Annotated in this window: 23 protein-coding genes and 1 pseudogene; 1 reads left to right on the top strand and 23 read right to left on the bottom strand. The window is 61.7% G+C overall.

Annotated elements, in window-relative coordinates; translation table 11 throughout:
- Positions 1-33: 33 nt before the first annotated feature.
- The 17 genes and pseudogenes from AVI_RS05390 to AVI_RS05310 form a co-directional block, all read right to left on the bottom strand.
- Entirely contained in the window at positions 34-492 is a 459-nt protein-coding gene (locus AVI_RS05390; RefSeq protein ID WP_015915399.1) for a cytochrome c-type biogenesis protein, read from the bottom strand.
- Positions 489-2492 carry a heme lyase CcmF/NrfE family subunit gene (locus AVI_RS05385; protein ID WP_015915398.1) on the bottom strand — a complete coding sequence of 668 codons (2004 nt, stop codon included), beginning with the start codon at positions 2490-2492 and terminating at the stop codon, positions 489-491. The genes AVI_RS05390 and AVI_RS05385 overlap by 4 nt, the downstream gene beginning before the upstream one ends.
- A complete protein-coding gene (gene ccmE / locus AVI_RS05380) occupies positions 2489-2938 on the bottom strand; it encodes a cytochrome c maturation protein CcmE (RefSeq protein ID WP_015915397.1) in 450 nt (149 codons plus the stop codon). The genes AVI_RS05385 and ccmE overlap by 4 nt, the downstream gene beginning before the upstream one ends.
- On the bottom strand, positions 2935-4083 hold the full coding sequence (gene ccmI, locus AVI_RS05375; protein WP_015915396.1) for a c-type cytochrome biogenesis protein CcmI: 1149 nt from the start codon (positions 4081-4083) through the stop codon (positions 2935-2937). Before ccmI ends, ccmE begins: the two co-directional genes overlap by 4 nt.
- Before the next feature lie 237 nt (positions 4084-4320).
- Complete coding sequence (locus AVI_RS05370; protein ID WP_015915395.1) at positions 4321-4740, bottom strand: lipoic acid synthetase; 420 nt, start codon at positions 4738-4740, stop codon at positions 4321-4323.
- Positions 4741-4971: 231 nt separating this feature from the next.
- Positions 4972-6387, bottom strand: a complete 1416-nt coding sequence (locus AVI_RS05365) for a sensor histidine kinase (protein ID WP_015915394.1) — start codon at positions 6385-6387, stop codon at positions 4972-4974.
- Positions 6388-7062, bottom strand: coding sequence for a response regulator transcription factor (locus tag AVI_RS05360; RefSeq protein ID WP_015915393.1), 675 nt, complete (start codon positions 7060-7062; stop codon positions 6388-6390). It lies immediately after the preceding gene.
- Positions 7063-7195: 133 nt separating this feature from the next.
- A complete protein-coding gene (locus AVI_RS05355) occupies positions 7196-7564 on the bottom strand; it encodes a hypothetical protein (RefSeq protein WP_015915392.1) in 369 nt (122 codons plus the stop codon).
- A 179-nt stretch (positions 7565-7743) separates the two neighbouring features.
- Complete coding sequence (locus AVI_RS05350) at positions 7744-7983, bottom strand: hypothetical protein (RefSeq protein WP_015915391.1); 240 nt, start codon at positions 7981-7983, stop codon at positions 7744-7746.
- A gap of 43 nt (positions 7984-8026) precedes the next feature.
- Positions 8027-11884 (bottom strand): baseplate multidomain protein megatron, encoded by a 3858-nt coding sequence (locus tag AVI_RS05345; RefSeq protein ID WP_041696369.1) that lies wholly within the window; start codon positions 11882-11884, stop codon positions 8027-8029.
- 3 nt (positions 11885-11887) lie between these two features.
- Positions 11888-12322, bottom strand: a pseudogene (locus AVI_RS05340) (NlpC/P60 family protein).
- A gap of 10 nt (positions 12323-12332) precedes the next feature.
- A complete protein-coding gene (locus AVI_RS05335) occupies positions 12333-13223 on the bottom strand; it encodes a DUF2163 domain-containing protein (RefSeq protein ID WP_015915388.1) in 891 nt (296 codons plus the stop codon).
- Entirely contained in the window at positions 13220-13855 is a 636-nt protein-coding gene (locus AVI_RS05330; RefSeq protein ID WP_015915387.1) for a DUF2460 domain-containing protein, read from the bottom strand. Before AVI_RS05330 ends, AVI_RS05335 begins: the two co-directional genes overlap by 4 nt.
- A 9-nt stretch (positions 13856-13864) precedes the next feature.
- The gene (locus AVI_RS05325; RefSeq protein WP_015915386.1) at positions 13865-14464 is read right to left on the bottom strand and encodes a phage tail tape measure protein; all 600 of its coding nucleotides are present in this window, start codon (positions 14462-14464) and stop codon (positions 13865-13867) included.
- A gap of 10 nt (positions 14465-14474) precedes the next feature.
- A complete protein-coding gene (locus tag AVI_RS05320; protein WP_080516961.1) occupies positions 14475-14726 on the bottom strand; it encodes a rcc01693 family protein in 252 nt (83 codons plus the stop codon).
- Positions 14723-15142, bottom strand: coding sequence for a gene transfer agent family protein (locus tag AVI_RS05315; RefSeq protein ID WP_015915384.1), 420 nt, complete (start codon positions 15140-15142; stop codon positions 14723-14725). Before AVI_RS05315 ends, AVI_RS05320 begins: the two co-directional genes overlap by 4 nt.
- Positions 15139-15549 carry a phage major tail protein, TP901-1 family gene (locus AVI_RS05310; RefSeq protein WP_015915383.1) on the bottom strand — a complete coding sequence of 137 codons (411 nt, stop codon included), beginning with the start codon at positions 15547-15549 and terminating at the stop codon, positions 15139-15141. The genes AVI_RS05315 and AVI_RS05310 overlap by 4 nt, the downstream gene beginning before the upstream one ends.
- Positions 15550-15901: 352 nt before the next feature.
- Here AVI_RS05310 and AVI_RS05305 point away from each other — a divergent pair, with 352 nt between their 5' ends.
- Positions 15902-17146, top strand: a complete 1245-nt coding sequence (locus AVI_RS05305) for an MFS transporter (RefSeq protein WP_015915382.1) — start codon at positions 15902-15904, stop codon at positions 17144-17146.
- On the opposite strand, the gene AVI_RS05300 is transcribed toward AVI_RS05305, so the two are convergent.
- The 6 genes from AVI_RS05300 to AVI_RS05280 form a co-directional block, all read right to left on the bottom strand.
- Positions 17136-17534 carry a DUF3168 domain-containing protein gene (locus AVI_RS05300; protein ID WP_015915381.1) on the bottom strand — a complete coding sequence of 133 codons (399 nt, stop codon included), beginning with the start codon at positions 17532-17534 and terminating at the stop codon, positions 17136-17138. The two genes, AVI_RS05305 and AVI_RS05300, sit on opposite strands and share 11 nt — an antisense overlap.
- Entirely contained in the window at positions 17515-17691 is a 177-nt protein-coding gene (locus AVI_RS30995) for a hypothetical protein (protein ID WP_156597767.1), read from the bottom strand. Before AVI_RS30995 ends, AVI_RS05300 begins: the two co-directional genes overlap by 20 nt.
- Positions 17688-18026: a phage head closure protein gene (locus tag AVI_RS05295; RefSeq protein ID WP_234617712.1), complete on the bottom strand. Its 339-nt coding sequence runs from the start codon at positions 18024-18026 to the stop codon at positions 17688-17690. The genes AVI_RS30995 and AVI_RS05295 overlap by 4 nt, the downstream gene beginning before the upstream one ends.
- Positions 18026-18595: a head-tail connector protein gene (locus tag AVI_RS05290; protein WP_015915379.1), complete on the bottom strand. Its 570-nt coding sequence runs from the start codon at positions 18593-18595 to the stop codon at positions 18026-18028. The genes AVI_RS05295 and AVI_RS05290 overlap by 1 nt, the downstream gene beginning before the upstream one ends.
- 104 nt (positions 18596-18699) lie before the next feature.
- Entirely contained in the window at positions 18700-19962 is a 1263-nt protein-coding gene (locus tag AVI_RS05285; protein WP_015915378.1) for a phage major capsid protein, read from the bottom strand.
- An 11-nt stretch (positions 19963-19973) separates the two neighbouring features.
- Positions 19974-20543 carry an HK97 family phage prohead protease gene (locus tag AVI_RS05280; RefSeq protein WP_015915377.1) on the bottom strand — a complete coding sequence of 190 codons (570 nt, stop codon included), beginning with the start codon at positions 20541-20543 and terminating at the stop codon, positions 19974-19976.
- Positions 20544-20561 lie beyond the last annotated feature (18 nt).

The raw sequence follows: 20561 nt of genomic DNA, 5'->3' as shown, positions 1-20561 counted from the left end.
GCTGAACCCTGCTGGTTTTCGTGGGAGCCGCCCCTACTCCTCCAGGAGCCGCTTCAGCCGAGCCTCTTCATCCGCACTCAACGGCTCCGCCGCAGCCACGCTCCTACGACGGCGGCTGTAGGCGAAGGCTGCGCCCACGCCGACAACAAGCAACAGGCCGGGCGCGCCCCATAGCAGCAAGGTCTCTGACGTCAATCGCGGCTTCAGCAGCACGAATTCACCGTAACGCGACACCAGATAGCGGATGACATCGTCATCGCTATCGCCCATGACGATGCGTTCGCGCACCAGAAGCCGCAGATCGCGGGCGAGTTCGGCATTGCTGTCATCGATGGATTGGTTCTGGCAGACCATGCAGCGGAGTTGCCCCGACAGCTGCCGGGCGCGTGCCTCCAAGGCCGGGTCTTTCAGCATTTCATCGGGATTGACGGCAAAGGCGGGCTGGACCAGCAACAGCCAGAAGCCGAGGAAGATGGCAAAAAGCCCCCTCATTCCGCCGCCTCCAGGCCCTTGACGGCACCATTGGCCGCCACTGCCTTTGCCTTGCGGTTTGGAGCACCGACGCGCAAACGCCGGTCGGAGAGCGAGACGAAGCCGCCGATCATCATCACCAGCGCCCCGCCCCAGATGCAGAGAATCCAAGGCTTCCACCAAATACGCACCACCATGCCGCCGTCGGCCATGGCATCGCCAAGCGAAACATAGAGCTGGCTGAAGCCGAAACTGCGGATACCCGCCTCGGTGGTCGGCATGCGCCTTGCCGTATAAAGCCGCTTCGACGACCACACATCCCCCTCGGAGACCCCGCCGCGCCGGATGGTGAAATGACCACGATCCTCGGTATAATTCGGTCCCTTGGCAGAACGCAGCCCGTCATAGGTCAGGGAAAAGCCCCCGGCCTCCACGGTCTGACCGGGCTTCATCTCCACCACCATTTCACTCTCAAACGTGGTGACAGCAACAATGCCCAGCACAGTAACGCCGAGGCCAAAATGCGCGAGCGCCGTGCCGAAAGCCGAGCGCGGCAGGCCGATCAACCGGCGGAAGGCGACGCTTGCCGTCTGCTTGCCGAAAGCCGAGCGATAAGCAAGATCGGCCAGCGCCCCGAACATCAGGAAAAAGCCTGCGGCCAGCCCCAGCACGGACAGAACCGGGCCGCCATTCTGGAGATAATAGAACACAAGCCCAACCAGAAAGGCCAACACCGCCACCAGATAGAGCCGTTGCAGCGCCCCCAGCAGATCGCCGCGCTTCCAAGCCAGCATCGGCCCGAACGGAACGGCGACGAGGAGCGGGATCATCAACAGGCCGAAGGTCAGGTTAAAGAAGGGTGCGCCAACCGAGATCTTCTCACCGGTCAGGGTTTCCAGCAGCAGCGGATAGAGCGTGCCGATCAGCACCGTCGCGGTCGACACCGTCAGGATCAGGTTATTCAACACGAGTGCGCCTTCGCGCGAAATCGGCTGGAACAGCCCGCCCGCCTTCAAATGCGGCGCGCGCAGCATGAACAAAAACAATGCACCGCCGATGAACAGGATGAGGATGGCGAGAATGAAAATCCCCCGGCTTGGATCGGTGGCAAAGGCATGCACCGAGGTCAGCACGCCGGAGCGCACCAGGAATGTGCCAAGCAGCGACAGCGAGAAAGTGAGGATGGCGAGCAGCACCGTCCAGATTTTCAGGGCATCACGCTTTTCCATCACCAGCGCCGAATGCAACAGCGCAGTACCTGCCAGCCAGGGCATGAAGGAGGCGTTTTCGACCGGGTCCCAGAACCACCAGCCGCCCCAGCCCAGCTCGTAATAGGCCCAGTAGGAGCCCATGGCGATGCCCGCCGTCAGGAAGGTCCAGGCCGCCAGCGTCCAGGGCCGAACCCAGCGCGCCCAAGCGGCATCAATCCGCCCGTCGATCAGGGCGGCAATGGCAAAGGAAAAACAGACGGAAAAGCCGACATAACCGAGATACAGCAGCGGCGGATGAATGGCGAGGCCGGGGTCCTGCAAAACCGGATTGAGATCCTGCCCCTCGGCAGGCGCCGGATTGAGGCGGATGAAGGGATTGGAGGTGATCAGGATGAACAGAATGAAGGCCGTGGAAATCCAGGCCTGAACGCCGAGCACATTGGCTTTCAGCCGGTCGGGCAGATTGCTGCCGAACAGCGCCACCAGCGCCGAAAACAGCGTCAGGATCAACAGCCACAGCATCATCGATCCCTCGTGATTACCCCAGACCGCCGAGAAGCGATAGATGGCGGGCATCAGTGAGTGGGAATTTTGATAGGCATTCAGCAGCGAGAAATCCGAGACCAGATAGGCGTAAGCCAGCACACCAAAGGCAAACAGCACCAGCGCAAACAGCGCATAGGTGCCGGTCACTGCCGTCTGCATCATGGCTGTATCGCCCCTGCGCGCCCCCAGCATCGGCAGGACCGAAAGCAGGAGTGCGGCGGCCAGCGCCAGCACCAGCGCATAATGGCCGATCTCAATGATCATTTCGCCTCTCCCTCACCCTTCCAGACGCCGTCCTTCTTCATCCGGTCGGCAACTTCCTTCGGCATGTAATTCTCGTCGTGCTTGGCCAGAACCGTATCGGCATCAAACAGCGTGCCGCCAGCGCCAAACACACCTTCCGTCACCACGCCCTGCCCTTCACGAAACAGATCCGGCAGAATGCCGGTATAGGTCACCGGCACCGTGGCCGTGCCATCGGTCACGGCAAAACTGACAGTGGAGCCGGTGTCGCGCTTGACCGAGCCTTCAGCCACCAGTCCGCCCAGCCGGATGCGGGTGCCAGGACCAACCGGCGTCTTGGCGAGATCCGATGGCATGTAAAAATAGGCGATAGACTGGCCGAAAGCGAACAGAACCAGCAACACGGCCACCATGATGAAACCGACGCCCCCGGCGATGACGGCCAGACGTTTCTGCTTTCGGGTCATTTCAGCGCCTCCTCGACCGGCAATCCCAATTGCTGCGCCATGGCGATCAGCTGCTTGCCTTGCTCCCCCTCGGCCGGGAAGGTCTTCAATCCGGCTTTCAAGGCTTCGAGCGCCCGCTGGTTGTCCTTCAACACCGTATAGGAGCGCACCAGCCGCACCCAGCCTTCAAAATTATTCGGATCGGCTTTCAGCTTGGCATCCAGGCTTTCAACCATGCCCTTTATCATCGCCTGACGGTCGCCGTCCGGCAAGCCCTGGGCTGCGGCCACGGTGGCAGCATCCGGATTTCCAAGGGGTGCAGGCATTGCAGCAGCATCCGCACCATTACGGGCGATATGGCGGGCGACCAGCGGCAGCCACGGCGCATTGGGCGGTGATTGAGCCGCAATCGCCTTGAAAGCGGCCAGCGCCTCGTCGCGTTTGCCGGATTGCTCCAGCGCCAGCGCCAGATAATAGGCGGCACGCGGATTGTCGCGATTCAGCGCCACGGATTGCGAAAACAGATCACGGGCGGCATCGGTCACCACGCCGTCGCTCTGAGCAATCAGCGCTTCGCCAAGCCCGTTGAGCCGCTCGGGGCTGGCGCCCTTCAACCGGATGGCGTTGCGAAAGGCCAGTTCCGCCTCGCCCATGCGGTTTTGTTGCAGATAGATGGGAGCCAGCACATCCCAGCCTGCACCATCATCAGGCTTTTGCATCAGATGGCGCTCGGCCTGGGCAATCAACAGGCTCATGTCATTGCCGGGATTTTCCAACCGGGCCTGCAAGGGTTGTGATGGCAGGCCGGGACTGCCGAGGGCAAGATAAAGCCCAAGGCCGACTGCTGGTACCAGCAGAACAACGAAGGCCTGCGCCAGACCATTGCGCGAGGTTTTGCGAGGCGCACTTTTGACCGCCTGAGTTTCATCACCCTTATCGGCGGCCAGAAGGCGGCGGGCAATCTCAGCTCGGGCATAATCCACCTGCTCGGCGGAAATCAACCCGCCCGCCCGGTCACGCTCCAGTTCCTGCAATTGATCACGATAGACGGCCATCGCACCATCGCGGGTCTCACGCTCGCCACGCTGCTGCGCCCGTGTCAGCGGCAATAAAAAGGCCGCAGCAACGGCAAAGGTCAGAACAGCAATTTCAACCCAGAACAGCATAAGGCTCCCTAGAGTTTTTCAGCGAAACGCTGAAAAACTCTATCTCTTTTTTGTACGCATTTCCGGACGGAAAACCGTTTTACACTTTTCCTGGAAATGCTCCGAACCCGAAGGGTTCTATGACGTTTTGGAACGCCGTCCATACTATCGTGCAACTGATGACGTTTTAAACAACCGACCTTCCATCAGCCTTGACTTAAGTCAAGGGGAAGCTGCATCGACCCGCGATGATGTGATTCAGGTCAGAGGTGTCCATGTCCCGTCTTCATTGCGGCAGGCGACGCCGCGTGCCTCCACCGTCTTGCCATCGACCGTTACCTTGTGGCGATATTGGCGGCAGTTCTGATTGCCCACCTGATAAGGGGCTGCGGCCACCACTTCGCCGGAAACATCGTCATCGCGCCAGGTCACCGTCTGGCCGCCGGGGGCGACTTCCAGCGCCTGATATTCGGCCGCCAATGCCCGCTGTTTCTGGCTGTTGTCCAGTTCCGCACCGGTCCGCGACACAATGCCGCCCTGCAGCGCGTTGAGATAGAGCGAGCTTGAAGTGGTGGATTTGCCAAGCAAGCCGGTGCTGCCACCGGTCGTCTTGCAGGAGGTCAGTGCCAGGGCGCAGCCCAGCAGGGCAAATGCAAAACCGGTGCTGATCTTCCTCATAGCCTGCAATTCCAAATTCTGTTTTTCATGACATTTTGTGGTCAAACCACACGTTGCTGTAGTCTCTTATGATAAGCCCGACACCGCACGACTTTGCAAGCCGCCATTTCGATCCCTGCCATAGAGTTTGCCAACTTGACATTTGTTAAACTGGAGCGTGTCAGGAAAAATCCCAATTCGGCTTTTCAATCCGACATCCGCTGGCAGACATCATCTGGCGCCAAAGCCACCTCACGCCCCGTCCCGCGACAGGGCCGGTAAAACCAGCCTGGCCAGCAGCCCCCCGTTGACGCCGCGCGATAGGCCAAGCTTGCCCTGGTATTCCGAGGTTATTTCCTTGACAATCGACAGGCCTAGCCCGGTCCCGGGCTTGCTTTCGTCCAGCCGGCGACCGCGCTTCAGCGCCTCGCCGATCTGGTCCGGGTCAAGGCCCGGGCCGTCATCCTCGACGATGATTTCCAGCCAGGCCCTACGACCCGGATCGAGCCCAACCTCGCCGGTCGGCGCGATCCGGGCCGTCACGGTAACAGTGGTTTCTGAGTGCCGGGCAGCATTTTCCAGGAGATTGCCAAGGATTTCCTCGAGATCCTGGCTTTCCATCGCCAGAACCAGGCCTTGCCCCGAGGCTTGGCTCTCCAGGTGAACCTCGAACTGCTTGTCCGGGTTCAGCTTGCGCATCACCCGTACCAGACGCTCCAGAACCGGTTCCACTTCAGCCCGTGATAGCACCGATTCGCGCTGGGCAGCGATGCGGGCGCGGTTGAGATAGGTGCCGACCTGGCTCTGCATGGCAGACGCCTGGGCCTTGATGACCTCGCCATGCGGCGGATCAAGCACCCGCGCCTCGTTGAGCAGCACGGCAATAGGAGTTTTCAACGAATGGGCGAGATTGCCGACCTGCATGCGGGCGCGCTCGACAATGCGGTGGTTGCTATCGATCAAGGCGTTGATCTCATTGGCCAATGGCTCGATTTCGCGGGGGAACTCTCCCTCGATCCGCTCAGCCTCGCCGCCCCTGATGCGCTCCAGCGCCCGACGCGCCCGATCCAGCGGCTTCAGGCCGAAGATAATAGTAACGGCATTGACCAGCAGGCCGCCGACCCCGAACATCGCCAGAACGGCGTAAAGCCGGTGGGAAAATCCGGTAATTTCGTCTTCCACCACTTTCAGATTGCCCGATACCCGGAACCGCGCCGCACGGCCAGATTCATCCAGGATAACCTCGGTCTCGGCGATCCGCAGCCGGTTGCCGAAACTGTCTGTCATGCCGTAAAACCGCTCGTAATTCTGGTCGAAGGGGCTTTCCTCAAAGCTTGGCACCGGCAGATTGGTCAACCCCAATGAGGTGGAGGCCAGCGGCGCGGCATTGAAGGAGCCGAGCGGCTCAACCAGCCAGTACCAGCCGGTTCCGGGTTGCGAAAACCTGAGATCACCGAGCGCCGGACTGCCAGACAGGCTTTCACCATCGCCCACCGTGACGGAATTGACGACATTATAGAGCTGGGCGCGCAACAGATCGTTGAAGGAGCGCTCTGCCCCCTGCCGATAGAGCGCCGAAATCACCACAGCCATGGTGACCAGCGCGATGATATACCAGAGAGTGGCTGACAGCAGGACGCGAAGGGTGAGAGAGTTGACCCGGAACACCTAGCCCTCGACGCTGTCAGGCGCTTTGATCCGGTAGCCTAGACCGCGCACGGTCTCGATCATGTCCAGCCCGATCTTCTTGCGCAGCCGCCCGACAAACACTTCGATCGTGTTGGAATCGCGGTCGAAATCCTGGTCATACATATGCTCGACCAGTTCGGTGCGCGACACGACCTCCCCCATGTGATGCATGAGATAAGACAGCAGCCGGAATTCATGGGAAGTGAGTTTCAGCGCCTTGCCCGAAACGGTGACCTTGGAACTCTTGGTGTCGAGCCGCACCGGCCCGCAGGCGATTTCCGACGAGGCATGGCCGGCGGCGCGGCGAATCAGCGCCCGGATGCGCGCCAGCACCTCTTCGACGTGGAAAGGCTTAGTGACATAGTCGTCGGCACCAGCGTCGATACCGGATACCTTGTCGCTCCAGCGGTCGCGGGCGGTCAGGATCAGCACCGGCATGGCACGTCCGGCAGAGCGCCATTTTTCCAGAACCGTAATGCCGTCCATGGTCGGCAGACCGATATCGAGGATCACGGCGTCATAGGGCTCGGTATCACCGAGATAATGACCTTCCTCGCCATCCATAGCCTGGTCGACCACATAGCCTGCCTCCTGAAGCGCCTCGACCAGCTGGCGGTTCAGGTTGACATCGTCCTCGACGACGAGAATGCGCATTCTTCACTTCTCCGTTTTGCCATGCTGGCGCCAGCCGGGCGATCCCGCGGGCAGGTCCCGAAAACCAGACCGCATGAGAAAAAATAACCAACAGATAGAAAGCCTTACACTACCCCTTGGCTCAAAACCAGCCTCAGCGGGACACCTGGACCGTCATCTTGCGAGGCCGAGCATTGTCGCCGGTGCCCGGCACGAGGATGGTAATCACGCATTGGCCGCCCGACAGCCGCACCGAGAGCAATTGCCCACCCGCCTGCTCAACGGCCCTGAGCGCCGCCGAACGGCAATCGACCCTGCCATTGGATTTGCTGTCGTTACTGTCGGAATTGTCGTTGTTCTGATTCTGGTTCTGCGCCTGGACGATGACAGGTGCAGACGACCCACTGGGGCCAGACAACATCTGCGACATAGGCACGGCATCGGGGACCGGCGTTGTGGTCGCCGGTACCGTCCAGGCAATAAGCCCGGCTGCGATACTGCCTATGATCGATTTGGATGCCATCAACTGCCACTCTGCCGCATTCGGTTATCGTGGTGTCAGTGTTACCGAAGAGCGGCTGAATGGCAAATGAATGCATGGTAATCTTGGCCTGTGGCACGATCTGCATGACAGATCTGCGACAGGCCAAGCATTTCAATTTATGAGATTATTGGCAGATTAGGAGCGATATCCATTGCCGTTCAGGGTTTTTCCGGGGGCGGCCGGTTCGCCTGGGGGACGATGGCGTGGCTTGCCACCAGCCGACCATAGAGCGCCACCAGCCCGCCCACCGATCCGGCCAGCGCCACCAGTCCATCGGTCAACTGACCCTGTTCCAGAACACCAAGCTCGAACCCGCCAAGTTGCAGGCCGGACGCCAGGATAGCGACCAGCGCACCCCAGACAGTCTTGGACAGATACCACGGTTTGCCGTCATTCATGTCAATTTCCCTTGTTTTTCGGTGGAGGTTTTTGGGTTGAAGATCAGAAAGTGAACTGTGCTTCAGCCGCTATGCCGCTGGCATGACGGCCAATCTGGCGGACCCGGATGGCAAGCGTCGAGGGTGCCACGCCAAAGTCTGTGGCCTGCAACTCGGCGCTGTAGGTGTAGGCCGCAGATGTCAGGGTGACGCTGAGCAGCACCGCCTTTCCAGCGTCGAGAATATCGAGTTGGTAGCGTTCGCTTTCCTCATCGAGCGGAATATCGGATGGCGTCCAATTATCCGCATCGGTGCGGCCGCGCCGGACCCAGCTCAGCGCAATATCGCCGCTGGGCGCGCGGCTGGCGCGCAGATGCACCGGGGAAAGCGGGGTCAGCGCCCGCACGCCACCGGAAAAGCTGACCGGTCCCTTGGCCGCAAGGCTGGTGCCTGCGGCCTCGGCGATCCAGTTCAGCGTCAGGCCGATTTCGCTATCGGCAAGGTCAAGCGCAGTCACCGCACTGTTGAGCAGAACCACCTGCGCGCCGGAGACCGCGCCTGCGGCCATGGCGTCCTCCGTGCCATAGAGGCCGCGCAACAGGCCGGACAATTGCCAGACGCCACTTTCCACCTCGTCCGCCGTCTGGAAACCGATCACCTCCCAGATATCGTTGGCCGCCTTGACCACCAGCCGATTGTCGCCGTTCAACACCGACAGCCGCGAGCCGGAGGAAAAACTGCCATAGGACAGGGTGACACTCAGACGATTGGCCCTATCGAACCGGCCCGACACACCCGCAGCCAATGCCGATGACAGGGTGCCGAGTGTCGCAGGCCCTTCCACCACGGCGCGGGTCGCATAGTTCTCGGTCTCGGCGGATGACGACAGCACGATCTTGCGCCAGGGACTGGCATAGGCCGCCGCGCGCGCAAAACTGCCGTCCTCGCCATCATCAAGGCGTGGCAGGTCCATCAGCCGCCACAGCGGCGCAAACCCGTCCGAAGCCCGCCCGCTCTGCACCCGCCCGCTGCTGGCAACCGTAATCGCGCTGGACACCGGCGCTGCCACTTCGGTCAATTCCAACGACAGCGTGCTGCTGTCTTCGATCCGGGTGATCAGGAACCGGCCGGATGGCCCGTCCGGCAAGGTCAGCACGTCACCGGGCTGAAGCGCCAGCTGCGAGGGCGATAGCGACAGGGTCAGGCTGCGCCGCCCGATCCGGTGATCGCGCAATTGCGTTTCAACCACGGCCAAAGCGCTCGCCTCATCCAGCACCGCAGGCAGATCACTGGACAGAAGCTTGGCGGATGTCCCCACCACGCGGCGCGAGCGGACGCTGGCATCCTCGTAATCATTAGCGGGATCGTAAAAATCCAATACGGCCTGACCGGCATAATCGGTGCTATCACCCCGGGTCTCGGTCCAGAACGGTTCGTCTTCGGTATCGACGAAAACCCGGGTCTCGACCGCCTTCAAACTGGCCGCCTGGCGTGAGCGGAACCGCAGCACAGCGCCATCCTCGATCACGTCGATCAGGAAAGCCTCGGTCAGCGGCTCGATCAGGCTGCGGGCCGAGGAGACATCGCCCTGCACATAGCCAGAGAGATCACCGGTCACGGCGGACACATCGTAATCGGTAAAGCCGCAATCTTCCAATATCGCGGCAATCACCTCGGCCAGCGTGCCGCCGCCCAGCCTGCCGTTCAGCCAATGGCCGCTGCGCCAATTGTCGCCATCAGCAAACAGATCGGTATCATAGGGAAAGGCCGGAAAGGGCCGGCTGTCCCAGGTCCAGAGAAAGATGTGGTCGGCATCGACCATGCCAGCGGGTGCCGCCTCTCCCTGCCAATACCCCAGATGCGCTTCAAGAAACCGCCGCTGCATGGCATCCGAGCGCATGCCGGAAGAGAAATAGGGAAGCGCATTTTCCGAGGATTTCGGATCGGGAAACACGTTCGGCTGGTTGGCACCACGCTCCACCGCCGGGCAGCCCAATTCGGTAAACCAGATCGGTTTCTGCTTCGGCATCCAGGCGCTTGGCGCGGAAAGCTCAACACCGCCGACCCTGTTGTAATGGTGGTTTTCCCACCAGGACTGGATGTCCTTATAGCGATAGACCCAGGGCTTGCCCGCCAGCCCGTCGGTAATGGCGGCCCGCTCGCGTTTCTTGCGGGCGGCAAGGCTTGGGTAATACCAGTCATAGCCCTCCCCGGCAGCGATCTGCGCCTGCATGGCGGCACGGTCATCGGCAATGATAAACCCATCCGGATTATCGGCAGTAAAATCCGCGTCGTTCCAGTCCGAAAGCGGCATGTAATTGTCGATGCCGACAGCGTCGATGGCCGCGCAGGCCCAGAGCGGATCGAGATGGAAGAACACATCACCGGACCCGTCATCAGGATGATAGCCGAAATACTCGCTCCAATCGGCCCCGTAGGTCAGCTTGGTTCCGCTCCCCAGAATGGCGCGCACATCCTCAGCCAATTGCATCAAGGCGGTGACGAAGGGAAAGCTGTTATCCGCACCGCGCAGGGTGGTCAGGCCCTTCAGTTCCGAGCCGATCACGAAACTGTCCACCCCGCCTGCGGCTTTAGCCAGCAGCGCAGAATGCAGCACCAGACGCCGATAGCCACTATCACGGCCATTCTTGTTGCCGGTATAAAGGATCGTGGTGCCGAGCAAGAAGAAATCATCGACCGTGGTCTTGCCCATGAAGGCCTCGATGATGGCGTCCACCGCGTCCGTCCCATCAGGCGAGCCGGCAAGATCAGGGGCCGGCGAACAGGTGATGCGACCACGCCAGGGATAGGCCGCCTGTTCTGTCCCGCCATAAGGATCAGTCAGTCCGTTGCCGGAGGGAATATCCATCATCACAAAAGGATAGAGGCAGGTGGCAATGCCCCGGCTGTTCAGATCCTTGATCGCCTCGATGACGCTTTTATCACTGGGCGTGCCGCCATAGGCCGGGCCGCCGCCGCTCTGGCTGACCAGCCGGGCCTGTGAGCGCCCGATGCCCGCAACATTCCAGGCGCGGCTCTCCTCGTCACGCCTCGCCACTTCGACCCCTGGCACGATAGCGCATTGATCGGCCCGCAGATCGGTGCCGAACCAGCTGACAACAAGCGCAGCACGGACGAGATTGGGACACACCGCCTGCAATTCATCCAGAGAGGCTTGCCAGTCAGTGGCGGCCACCAGCGTATTGCGGTTGATGATCCGCTCTTCGCCATCGCCGGTTTCCTCGGTAATGGCTGTCGTGGCATAACCATGCTCGGTGGCACCGGGAATGATGGTGACGGCCCTGACCTGGCTTTCCAGCCTGCCCAGCGGACGGATCACCTCAAATTGCAGCACGGGGAGACGGTTGCCGTAATCGTCGAGCGGCAGGCGCTCGAACACCACATAGGCGACGCCGCGATAGGCGGGCGCATTGCCCTCGCCTTGTTTGGCGGCAATCAGCGGATCGACGCCCTGATCCTCACTGCCCGGATAAAAGCGCATCTCAACCTCGGTCAGATCCACTTCCTCGCCATCGGCCCAGACCCGGCGGATGGCTGCCACCGGTCCTTCGCACAAAGCCAGCGCCAGATTGCCGTAATAATCGTAACTCTTGGTCTTGGTGCCGGTGGATTTACTGCCGGAGGTCTCGGTGGTGGTCTTTTCCTCAAACCGCGTCGCCCAGATCAACGTGCCGCCGATGCGCACCGTGCCATAGGCCCGGTTCAGCGCCGTGCCTTCGCTGGCCCCGCCGATCCGCGCCGACGACAGATGCGAGCCTGTCGTGGTGGAGCTGCCGTTGATCAGCGCCTGATCGACCATATTGCCGGCCAGCGACCCTACGGCGCGGCCCAGCATGGTACCAACAGGCCCGAATATGCTGCCGATGGCCGCACCGGCTGCCTGGAAAACAAGAGTTGCCATCGATCACTTCTCCGGAAAACGATAGACGCCCGCGACACGCCGCCGCCAGGCGGGCACCAGAGCGGAGCGAACCACAGCCGCCTGCTCATAGGCGTGAATAAACTGCTAGTCCGCCGCCAAAAGCCCCAGATGCTTGGCGGCGTAATGGGCGCGAAACCGGAAGACCAGGAGATCACCGGGCAAAGCCTCGCCAAGACTGTTGATCAGGATGAAATGCCGCCGCGCCGCCTCGATCAACCGGTCCTCTCCCGACCGCTCGGCCCAGTCAGGCGCATAGGCAGGCGTGACTTCAGGCTCCTGCCCATAAAGCTCCCGCCAGATGCCCCGGATCAGACCAAGACAATCGCAGCCGACACCCTTGGTGGAGGCCTGATGGCGATAGGGCGTACCAATCCAACCCTCGGCGAGGGTGAGGACTCGGGTGTTGATGGAGGGCATGCAATCCCCCTCACTCAAACAGCACCGACCCGTCATGGGTCGTCTGGCCGCTGACATAGGAATAGGCGAAATCGCTGCCCGGCATATGCGGGAAACCGCGGAAGTTGGCGGCGTTGGCGAAGCTGTCGCGGCAGGTGGCGAAGCGTTTGTCGCAGCCGATGCTGATGCTCAGTGCATCGCCCGGTGACAATGTCACCTCCAAGGGCAGCCACAGTGTCAGCTCCGTGCCGTCTTCTCCAGGGCGGCTGGTTTCAATCTCGGCGGTCAGGCCGGTCTCGGCCCCTGATGTGACGGTGATTCGGCCATAGCGGAAATGGTCTTCACCATAGGCATCCAGCCCCGAAACCGTGAGCCGGTCGGACGCTGCCATCGCCACCAGAACAGCGCTGACGGTGCGGCCCTCAATGCTCAAGTCGATACCGCAGCGGCTATCGCCCAGGCTGGCATCGCAGCGGCGACCAAGCGTGCGGCCCTGATCCTGGGAGAGCTTGGCGGCAAAGCTGCGCAATTCGGCGGTAAACTGCCCCGTCTGGCGCTTGACCTCGCCAACATCCTGCACCTTGAGTAGGACATGCTGGTCCGGCACCTGCCAGTTGACACGATAGACCTCAATGCGCGCACCGTCATAGCGCCCGGCAATCAGATCGGCCTCGGTAATCACCTCGCTGGAAAAACCACCGGCAACTTCGGAGGTCGGCGCCGATAGGCTGTTTTCTGCCTCACCATCGCTGGCGGAAAAGCCGCTGGCGGCATGAAACAGTGTACCGCGCAGGGTCAGGTCCCGATCATGATCGGTAAAGCCCAAAACCAGCCCATCGCTGCGGGTGACGCGCCAGCAGGTGCACAGCGTCGTGGCGTCGCCCGCCAGATGACGCGCCAAAGCGGCATCAATTGTCCTCATGGAATGATCTCCGTCAGCGAAATCGAAGGAATGCTGCCAGCATTGAAGGCTTCGAGATTGATTTCGATCCGGTCGGTATCGAAACGCACCGGCACATCGAATTGAAAGCCCGCCCGGATGACGGCACCGGAGGCAGGAATAAAATCCTGATTGAAGGACACTAGCCCGGTGGTGCTATCGCAGTTGAAACCGTTGACCGGCACGCCATCCACCGAAATCAGCACGGTGCCATCAACTGGCTTGGCAATGCTGCGGCTCCAGCCGCCACCGGCATCGCCATAGGTCTTGACCAGTTGAAAGCTGGCGGTCACGCCATCGCCGGTGCCGATCTTTTGGTCTTCAGCACTCACGGCCCGCCCCGGCCCGGCGGAATTGGAATCCAGCGGATCTCGAAACCGGAACCCGGCCATCTGGCCGCCACGCGCCTCGAAAAACTCCAGCACCGTGTAGAGATCGGCAAGCGATTTCACCCCCGACCCGGCATCATAGCTGCGGCGCGAATTGGCCCAGCGCTGGTTGCGCACTTCGCGGCCATTCGACAGGTTGACAATATCCGTGCGCCGCACCGGCCCGCCGCTGGTCGAGAGCGACACGCGCAGCGGAAAGCGCACCTCGTGAAAGGCGGTTGCCATGGTTTCACCTCACAAATTGCGCTGACCGCGCTTGACGGAACGCGCCAGCAGGCTGGAAATCTGCGACTGGCTCTTGGTGAAGCTCGACGCATCCTGGGTGGTGACGTTGACATTGACCTGCGTGCCGGAGGAGCCGCCGCCCTGGGTGGCAACCCCCAGCGATCCGTCCGAGCCGCGTTTCAGCGGCAGGATCGCCTCGCTGCCTGCCTCGCCCATCAGCCCGGTATTGCCGCCATCCATGCCGAAATAGGTGGGGCTGGACACCACCCCACCAGAGGCAAAAGGCGTGATCGAGCCAGGCACGCCGCCCTTCTCAAAGGCAAACAGCGAGCTGATCCCCGATGACAGGCTGGAGGTGGCACTGGAGGCCAGCGACGACAGACTGCTTTGCAACGGTTGCAGCCCGGACGATAGGGTGATGTTGGACAATTGGCTCGCCAGCGATTTCAGCGTGTCTTCCAGATCGCCGCCACCGCTCGTGGCGCTTTTCAGCGCCGATGTCAGCGCGCTGCCAAAGCTTTTCGAGCGGCTTTCCAGATCGTCGAGGGTCTTGGTCGCCCCGGAAGCATCGAGATCGATCCCGAAGGACAGGGTATCGTCATCGGCCATGGTCTACCTCTTAATATGTTGCGGTCAGGAAGGCACGGTCAGGATAGCGGGCCATCAGCGCCTCCAGGTCGGCACGGGCAAGCTCAGCGCGAGCGGTGGCGACGGGGCGAAACGCCCCGCTCATGGCAGCGAATTCACGCGGGGTCAGCGCCCAGAAGGCCTGCGGGGTCAGCCGCAGCAGGTGAAATCCGGCATGCATCACCGCCTCCCAGGGAAAGGGAGGCGGCTTTGCCGTGTCGGATCGACCCGCTGCGGCACTCAAGGGCGGGCGGGATCGCCCTCCATGGCCGGGGCGTGGCCGGTCGAGGTGTGGCCGGTCGAAGCCGCCTGATCAGCAGTTCCAAACGTAACGAGCAGCAATTCGCGGACAATGGCGACGCAGGCCGCAAGCCCACCCTCGACGCACATGTCGGCGACATCCTCATCGGCGCAACAATTGCCGCCGCCCCGCAAACCGACCGCCAGAATGCGGATCAGGTCGCGGCTGGAAAGCTTGCCACTGGAAAACCGCAGGGCAAGATCCGCCAGACTGTCGGCGGCAAAGGCGGTTTCCAGTTCGGCCAGCGCGCCCAGCGTCAGGCATAAAATCCGCCGCTCGCCATCAATCACCGCTTCCACTTCGCCGCGCCTGCGGTTGGCGCGCACGCCCATACTAACATTCCCCGTCCCCCCGTTCATGACGTCACCTCAAAGGCAATCGCCCCTGCCGATTCCAGCGCGATGTCGAATTTCAACTCGCCGTCATGCTCGCCGGAATAGTCCAGCGCTGTCACCTGAAACAGGCCAGTCACCGTGCCAAAAGCCGGGATCACCACCTGCCAGCTCAACACCGAACCGGCAAAAAACGCCGCCCGGACCAGTTCATCGGAGGACTGGTCCTTGAACAACCCGGCCCCCGATAGCGAGGCGCGTTTGGCACCGGCACCGGCCAAAAGCTCACGCCAGCGCCCGGCGCTGTCGGCATCGGTCACATCGACGGTTTCGGCATTGAAAGCCAGTTTGCGCGAACGCAGTCCTGCAACGGTTATATAATCGCTGCCGCTGATAATCTTCAGCAGCAGGTCCTTACCCCTCTGGGCCACCATAAAAAATCTCCTTGAAAATAACTAGAAATCCGCAAACCGGCCGCCAACCACGCCAGGGCGACATCCACCCCCTCCCCGTTTTCAGGGGTCTCTCCCACGCGCGGACCCAGCCAAACCGGCACGACCGCCCGTCCCTTTTTCAGAGAGAAAACCCAGGACGAAGGTAAGGAGACCAAGAGGCCCGCAGGGGAAGCACCAAAACTGGTGTGACCGCGAAAACTCGCGTAAAAAGACAGTAAAGGTTGTCCGCACCGATGCTGCAAACAGATGTAAATGTCTGGACCAGACACAGCCGTGTCTTGAAACTTACACAGATGCCGCACTATGCTGATCTGCCGATTAGGTTGCTTGCATGTCCGCTCTCCCCGCCGATTCTCCCAGTCCCGTTCCCCAAAATGCCGCATCGCTGGCACGCTTGCGGCTGCTGAGCGTGCTGTCCATCAGCCAGATTGTCGGCTGGGGCACGAGTTTCGACCTGTTCGGCGTTCTCGGCCGCACCATCGCCGCCGATATCGGCATCAGCAACGAGACCGGCTTTCTCGGTGCCACGGTGATGCTGCTGATCATGGGTTTTGCCGGACCGGCCAGCGGCCGCCTGCTGGAAAGGCACGGGGCCGCCAAGGTCATGGCTGCGGGCTCGGTTGTGTTTGCCTTCGGCCTCGCACTGCTCTCGCAAGCCCAAGGCATGGCTTCCTATTTCGCCGCCTGGTTCACCATCGGCATTGCTGGCACCTTGGCGCTCAGCGTGGCCTGCTATACGGCAGTCGTCGAGCGAGAAGGCTCGTCGGCGAAAAGCGTGATCGGCCTGCTGATGATTTTCACCGGCCTTTCTACAGCGATTTTCTGGCCGCTGCTCAGTTGGCTGACTGGCCTGCTGGGCTGGCGCGATACCTTGCTTATTGCAGCGGCCTGCCATCTTCTGGTGCTGGTTCCCCTGCATCGCTTCGCCCTGCCGCCCATCAAAGCCCGGTCGCAAACGGCGCAAGCCGCAGCCGACCGCGAACCGATGCCGCTGACAGCACTCCAACAAAAGCGGGCGATGATCGCGCTTGCCATCATCAGCATCGGCTTCAGCAGCGTCACCTTCGGCGTCTCGTCTTCGTTGATTGAAATGCTGACGCAGGCTGGCGCCACACCGGCGCTAGCGCTGCAACTGGGGTCGCTTCGCTCGGTGCTCGGCATTTCCGCCCGCGCTGCCGATACCCTTGCCGGAAAACGCGCCTCGCCCGTCACATCAGGCCTTGTGGCAACCGGACTGATCGTCATCGGCTTCCTGGCACTCGCATTCGGCCATGGCTCCGTATGGATGCTCGGCCTGTTTATCGGTGCCTATGGCATCGGCTCCGGCCTGTCGGCCATTTCGCGCACCGTGCTGCCGCTCGGCTTCTTTTCCGCCAGCCGCTACGCCGGGATCTCAGCCAAACTGGCGCTGCCCGGTAATATCTCCCAGGCGCTGTCGCCGGTGGTGATCGCTGGTCTGCTGGATCGCGGCGGCCTGCCGCTGCTTCTGACCTTCACCCTCGCCGTCAGCGCTCTGGTGCTGGCAGCACTGGTCTTTCTGGCCATGCTGGCGCGCGGGACCAAAATCATTCGATGACAGCGCGAAATTGCAGCTCGGCCAGGAACAGGCCGGTCTTTGCCTCGCGGCGGCTGACGGTCTTGATATGGCGCAAGGCGATCAGGCGGGCATGGGCCAGCGACAGCGCCGCATCCTGCAACACGGCACGCACCATCGCCGCCAGGCTTTCCGCCTCGCGGCGGCTGAGCGACGACCAGGACTGCAAGCTGACCAGCGCTTCGATCAACCCGTCATCATCGGTGGAGATATCCGTCACCGTCACCTCACCCACCATCAGGTAAGGCTGGGCGGAGCGCAGCAACCGCCGATCCTTGACGCCATCAGCACCGATGATCGCCGCAATGCTGGCATCGGCAAGCGCCGCCGCCGTCATTGCGGTCAGCAGATCATTGACCGGACTGGTCATCAGCCACCTCCCCGATACGCTCACCCTTCGGCTCTTCGCTCGCGCTTTGCCTTTTGGCAGCCGCCCGGCTGGCGGCCTCTTCCAACCTGCGCCGCAGCGCAGCTGTAAAGTCCGTCACGGCGCCCTGCTGCCCATGTGCTGAAAATTGCAGGCTCATCTGACCTCCTCCTCACAATCCAGCAGCAGAAACCGCTTGGTCTCATCCGGGTCGCGCAGCGCCCGGACCGCGAGAATGCGCGTGCCCTTCACCAGCCGATGGCCGCGCGCCACATCGGTGCGAAAGCGGATGGTGACGGCCTGATCTATGGTGGCGATTTCCGCTTCGCCGCGCTCTTCACGGGTGAAGGATTGCGGCTCGATCAGCGCCCAAAGCGTGGCAACCGCCTGCCAACCCTGGCTCACCCCGCCCTGACCGTCAGGCTCATTGACCGGTTGCTCAAGCGTGAGGCGCGCCGTCATCCGGCCCGGATCGGGCATGGTGAAGGCACCCATCAAAGGCCCTTTCGGCAGAAGGGCGCGATCAGCCGTTCATAGCCGACCGGCAGGGCAGCAGGCTGATCGGCCAGCGCCACTACACCCCGAAACGCATACATGGCCGCAACATGCAGGCTCATCGCCCGGCGCAGCGTATCCGGCACATCGGTGGCCGCCGTGCCGAAGCCTGCGGTAAAGTCGATCTCGATGCCGTTGATCGGCCGTCCCGGCAAGGGCCGTTCCCGCAGCCACAGCCGAGCTGGCCGCGCCTGTCCATCCAGCAGATGATCTTTCAGTAAAACATGAAGTTCATCGCCATTTTCATCAAAAACCGTCACGGCATCAATGGTTTGCACCGGGCCTTTGGGAAGCTGAATCACCTCGCTGTCAGGCCAGTCATCCAGATAGAGCCGCAGCGATTGGCGCATCAGGCAAAGCCCGGTCTCGGCCTCCAGATGCAGGCGGGCAGCGGTGATCAGACCGGAGAGAAGATCGTCTTCATCATCGGTATCGATCTTCAATTGCGCCTTCACATCGACAAGGGTCAGCGGCTCCGCCTGCGGCGGAGTGAGGGTGGTGATGGTCATGGATTGGGGGTCTCCGGGAGAATGTTGGAGCAAGGATCTACCCCCTCTGCCTTGCCGGACAGAGGGGGGCATCTCACGGTAAAGCGGGGCTTTACCGAACCAAATTAACTGGCAGCAAACTTGATCAGCTTGAGCGCTTCAAAGTTCTGCATTCCACCACCAACCCGTTTGGTGGTGTAGAACAGCACATAGGGCTTGGCCGAATAGGGATCGCGCAGCACCCGCACACCCATGCGGTCAACCACCAGATACCCGGCCTTGAAATCGCCAAAGGCGATGGAAAAGGCGTTGGCGGCGATATCGGGCATGTCCTCAGCCTCGGCAATCGGAAAGCCCATCAACGAGGCTTCAAGGCCAGGGCCTGCGGGCGGCAGCCAGAGATAATTGCCGTCGGCATCCTTGAACTTGCGGATTTCGCCCTGGGTCTTGCGGTTCATCACAAACGTGCCGTTCTGGCGATGCCCGGCCTTCAGCGCGTAGATGGTGTCGAGCAATACGTCGGATGGCCCGCTTGCGGCAAAGCCACCGGCAGCGCCGGTCGCCTTGAAGCCGATCTTGCCCCAGGCCCAGGCGGTGTCGGCCACCGTCTCATAGGCGAGGAAGCCCTTCGGCTTGTTAACACCATCGCCCGCCACAAAGGCTGCCCCTTCCTGCTCGGCAAAGGCAATATCCACCTCTCCGGCAATCCAGGCTTCGACATCAACAGCAGCATCATCCAGCAGCGACTGGGTGGCGGCGGGCATGGCGTAAATCTCCATGGTCGGAAAGGAAAGTTCCGTCAGCTGCGGCGTATCGGTCTGGGTGCGGGCCGCGGTTTCCGCCACCCAGCCGGAGGCCATGCCGCTTGGGGCAAACGGCTTTTTCAGCACCGCGCCCGACACCTGCCGGACGCTGGCCAATTGCCGGATCGGCGAGATGGAGGCGAGCCTGCGGCCAATCTCACTATCGGTCTCATCCGTCACCAGATATCCGCCATCCGCATCCGAACCAATCGCCATGGATTTGGCATCGAGATCGCGCAGCGCCGTTTCATCGCCGCGCCGGATATAGGCCTCGAAGGCCGCCTTGCGCTCTGTCGCCTCCAGGCTGCCGGAACCGCCACGATTGCCGTTCGATCCCAGCGCCGGGCGCAGCTTTTTCAGCGCCAGCTGGTCCAGCAGCCGGGACTGTTCGTCCATCGCCTTGTTGATCCGCTCCACCTTGTCGCGGGTGACGACATCGGCGGTCAGTTTCTGCTCGATTTCGCCGAGCCGCTGGTCATTGGCCTGCTTGAAGCCTTCGAAGGCTTCCATAAAGTCGTCGAAGGCGGCGGCCATGGTTTCCGGGATCGCCTTGATTTCGGGGGCAGTCATCTGATGATCGCTCATAAATCCATCCTTTATTTGAAATTGCTGTTGGCCATCGTCCGGGCTGCCCGGCGCATCGCCCGGATCAGCTCGGTATCCTTGTCGCGGAAAAACCGCTGATGCTTGACATTGGAAACCCTGGCCGAAGGCGCCATGGGAAAGGTGACGACGGAAATTTCCCAGAGATCGGCCTCCAGAATGCGGCGAATGCCGGTCTTGGCGTCTTGGCGGGATTTGACCGTCTGGAAACCAATCGACAGCCCGTCCAGCGCGCCTGATTTCATCAGGGCGCGCACCTCCTCGGCACGCTTGACGCCGGGGGAAAGCCGTCCCTCGACATAAAGGCCCCGCGCATCCTCCTTGAGCAGCGTCCAGCTGCCAATCGGCTGGTTGGGGTCGTGCTGGTAGAGCATGCGGATGCCGCCTGCGCCGCGCCCCTGCAAGCTGGTGCGAAAGGCCCCCGGCTCGATCACGTCGCGCCCCAGATCCACCTCGCCGAACACGCTGGCATAGCCGCTGAACGTGCCGTCACCGCTGAGATCCGACAGGGTCAGATCGGCAAATTTGCGCACCAGCTTTCCTGGCCCGCGATAAGCGTGCATGAATTTCTCCTTTAATCT

The organism is Allorhizobium ampelinum S4 (genome assembly GCF_000016285.1).
Lineage (GTDB): Bacteria > Pseudomonadota > Alphaproteobacteria > Rhizobiales > Rhizobiaceae > Allorhizobium > Allorhizobium ampelinum.
The sequence above is the reverse complement of the archived record's forward strand: the minus strand, read 5'-3'. Positions and strand labels throughout refer to the sequence as shown.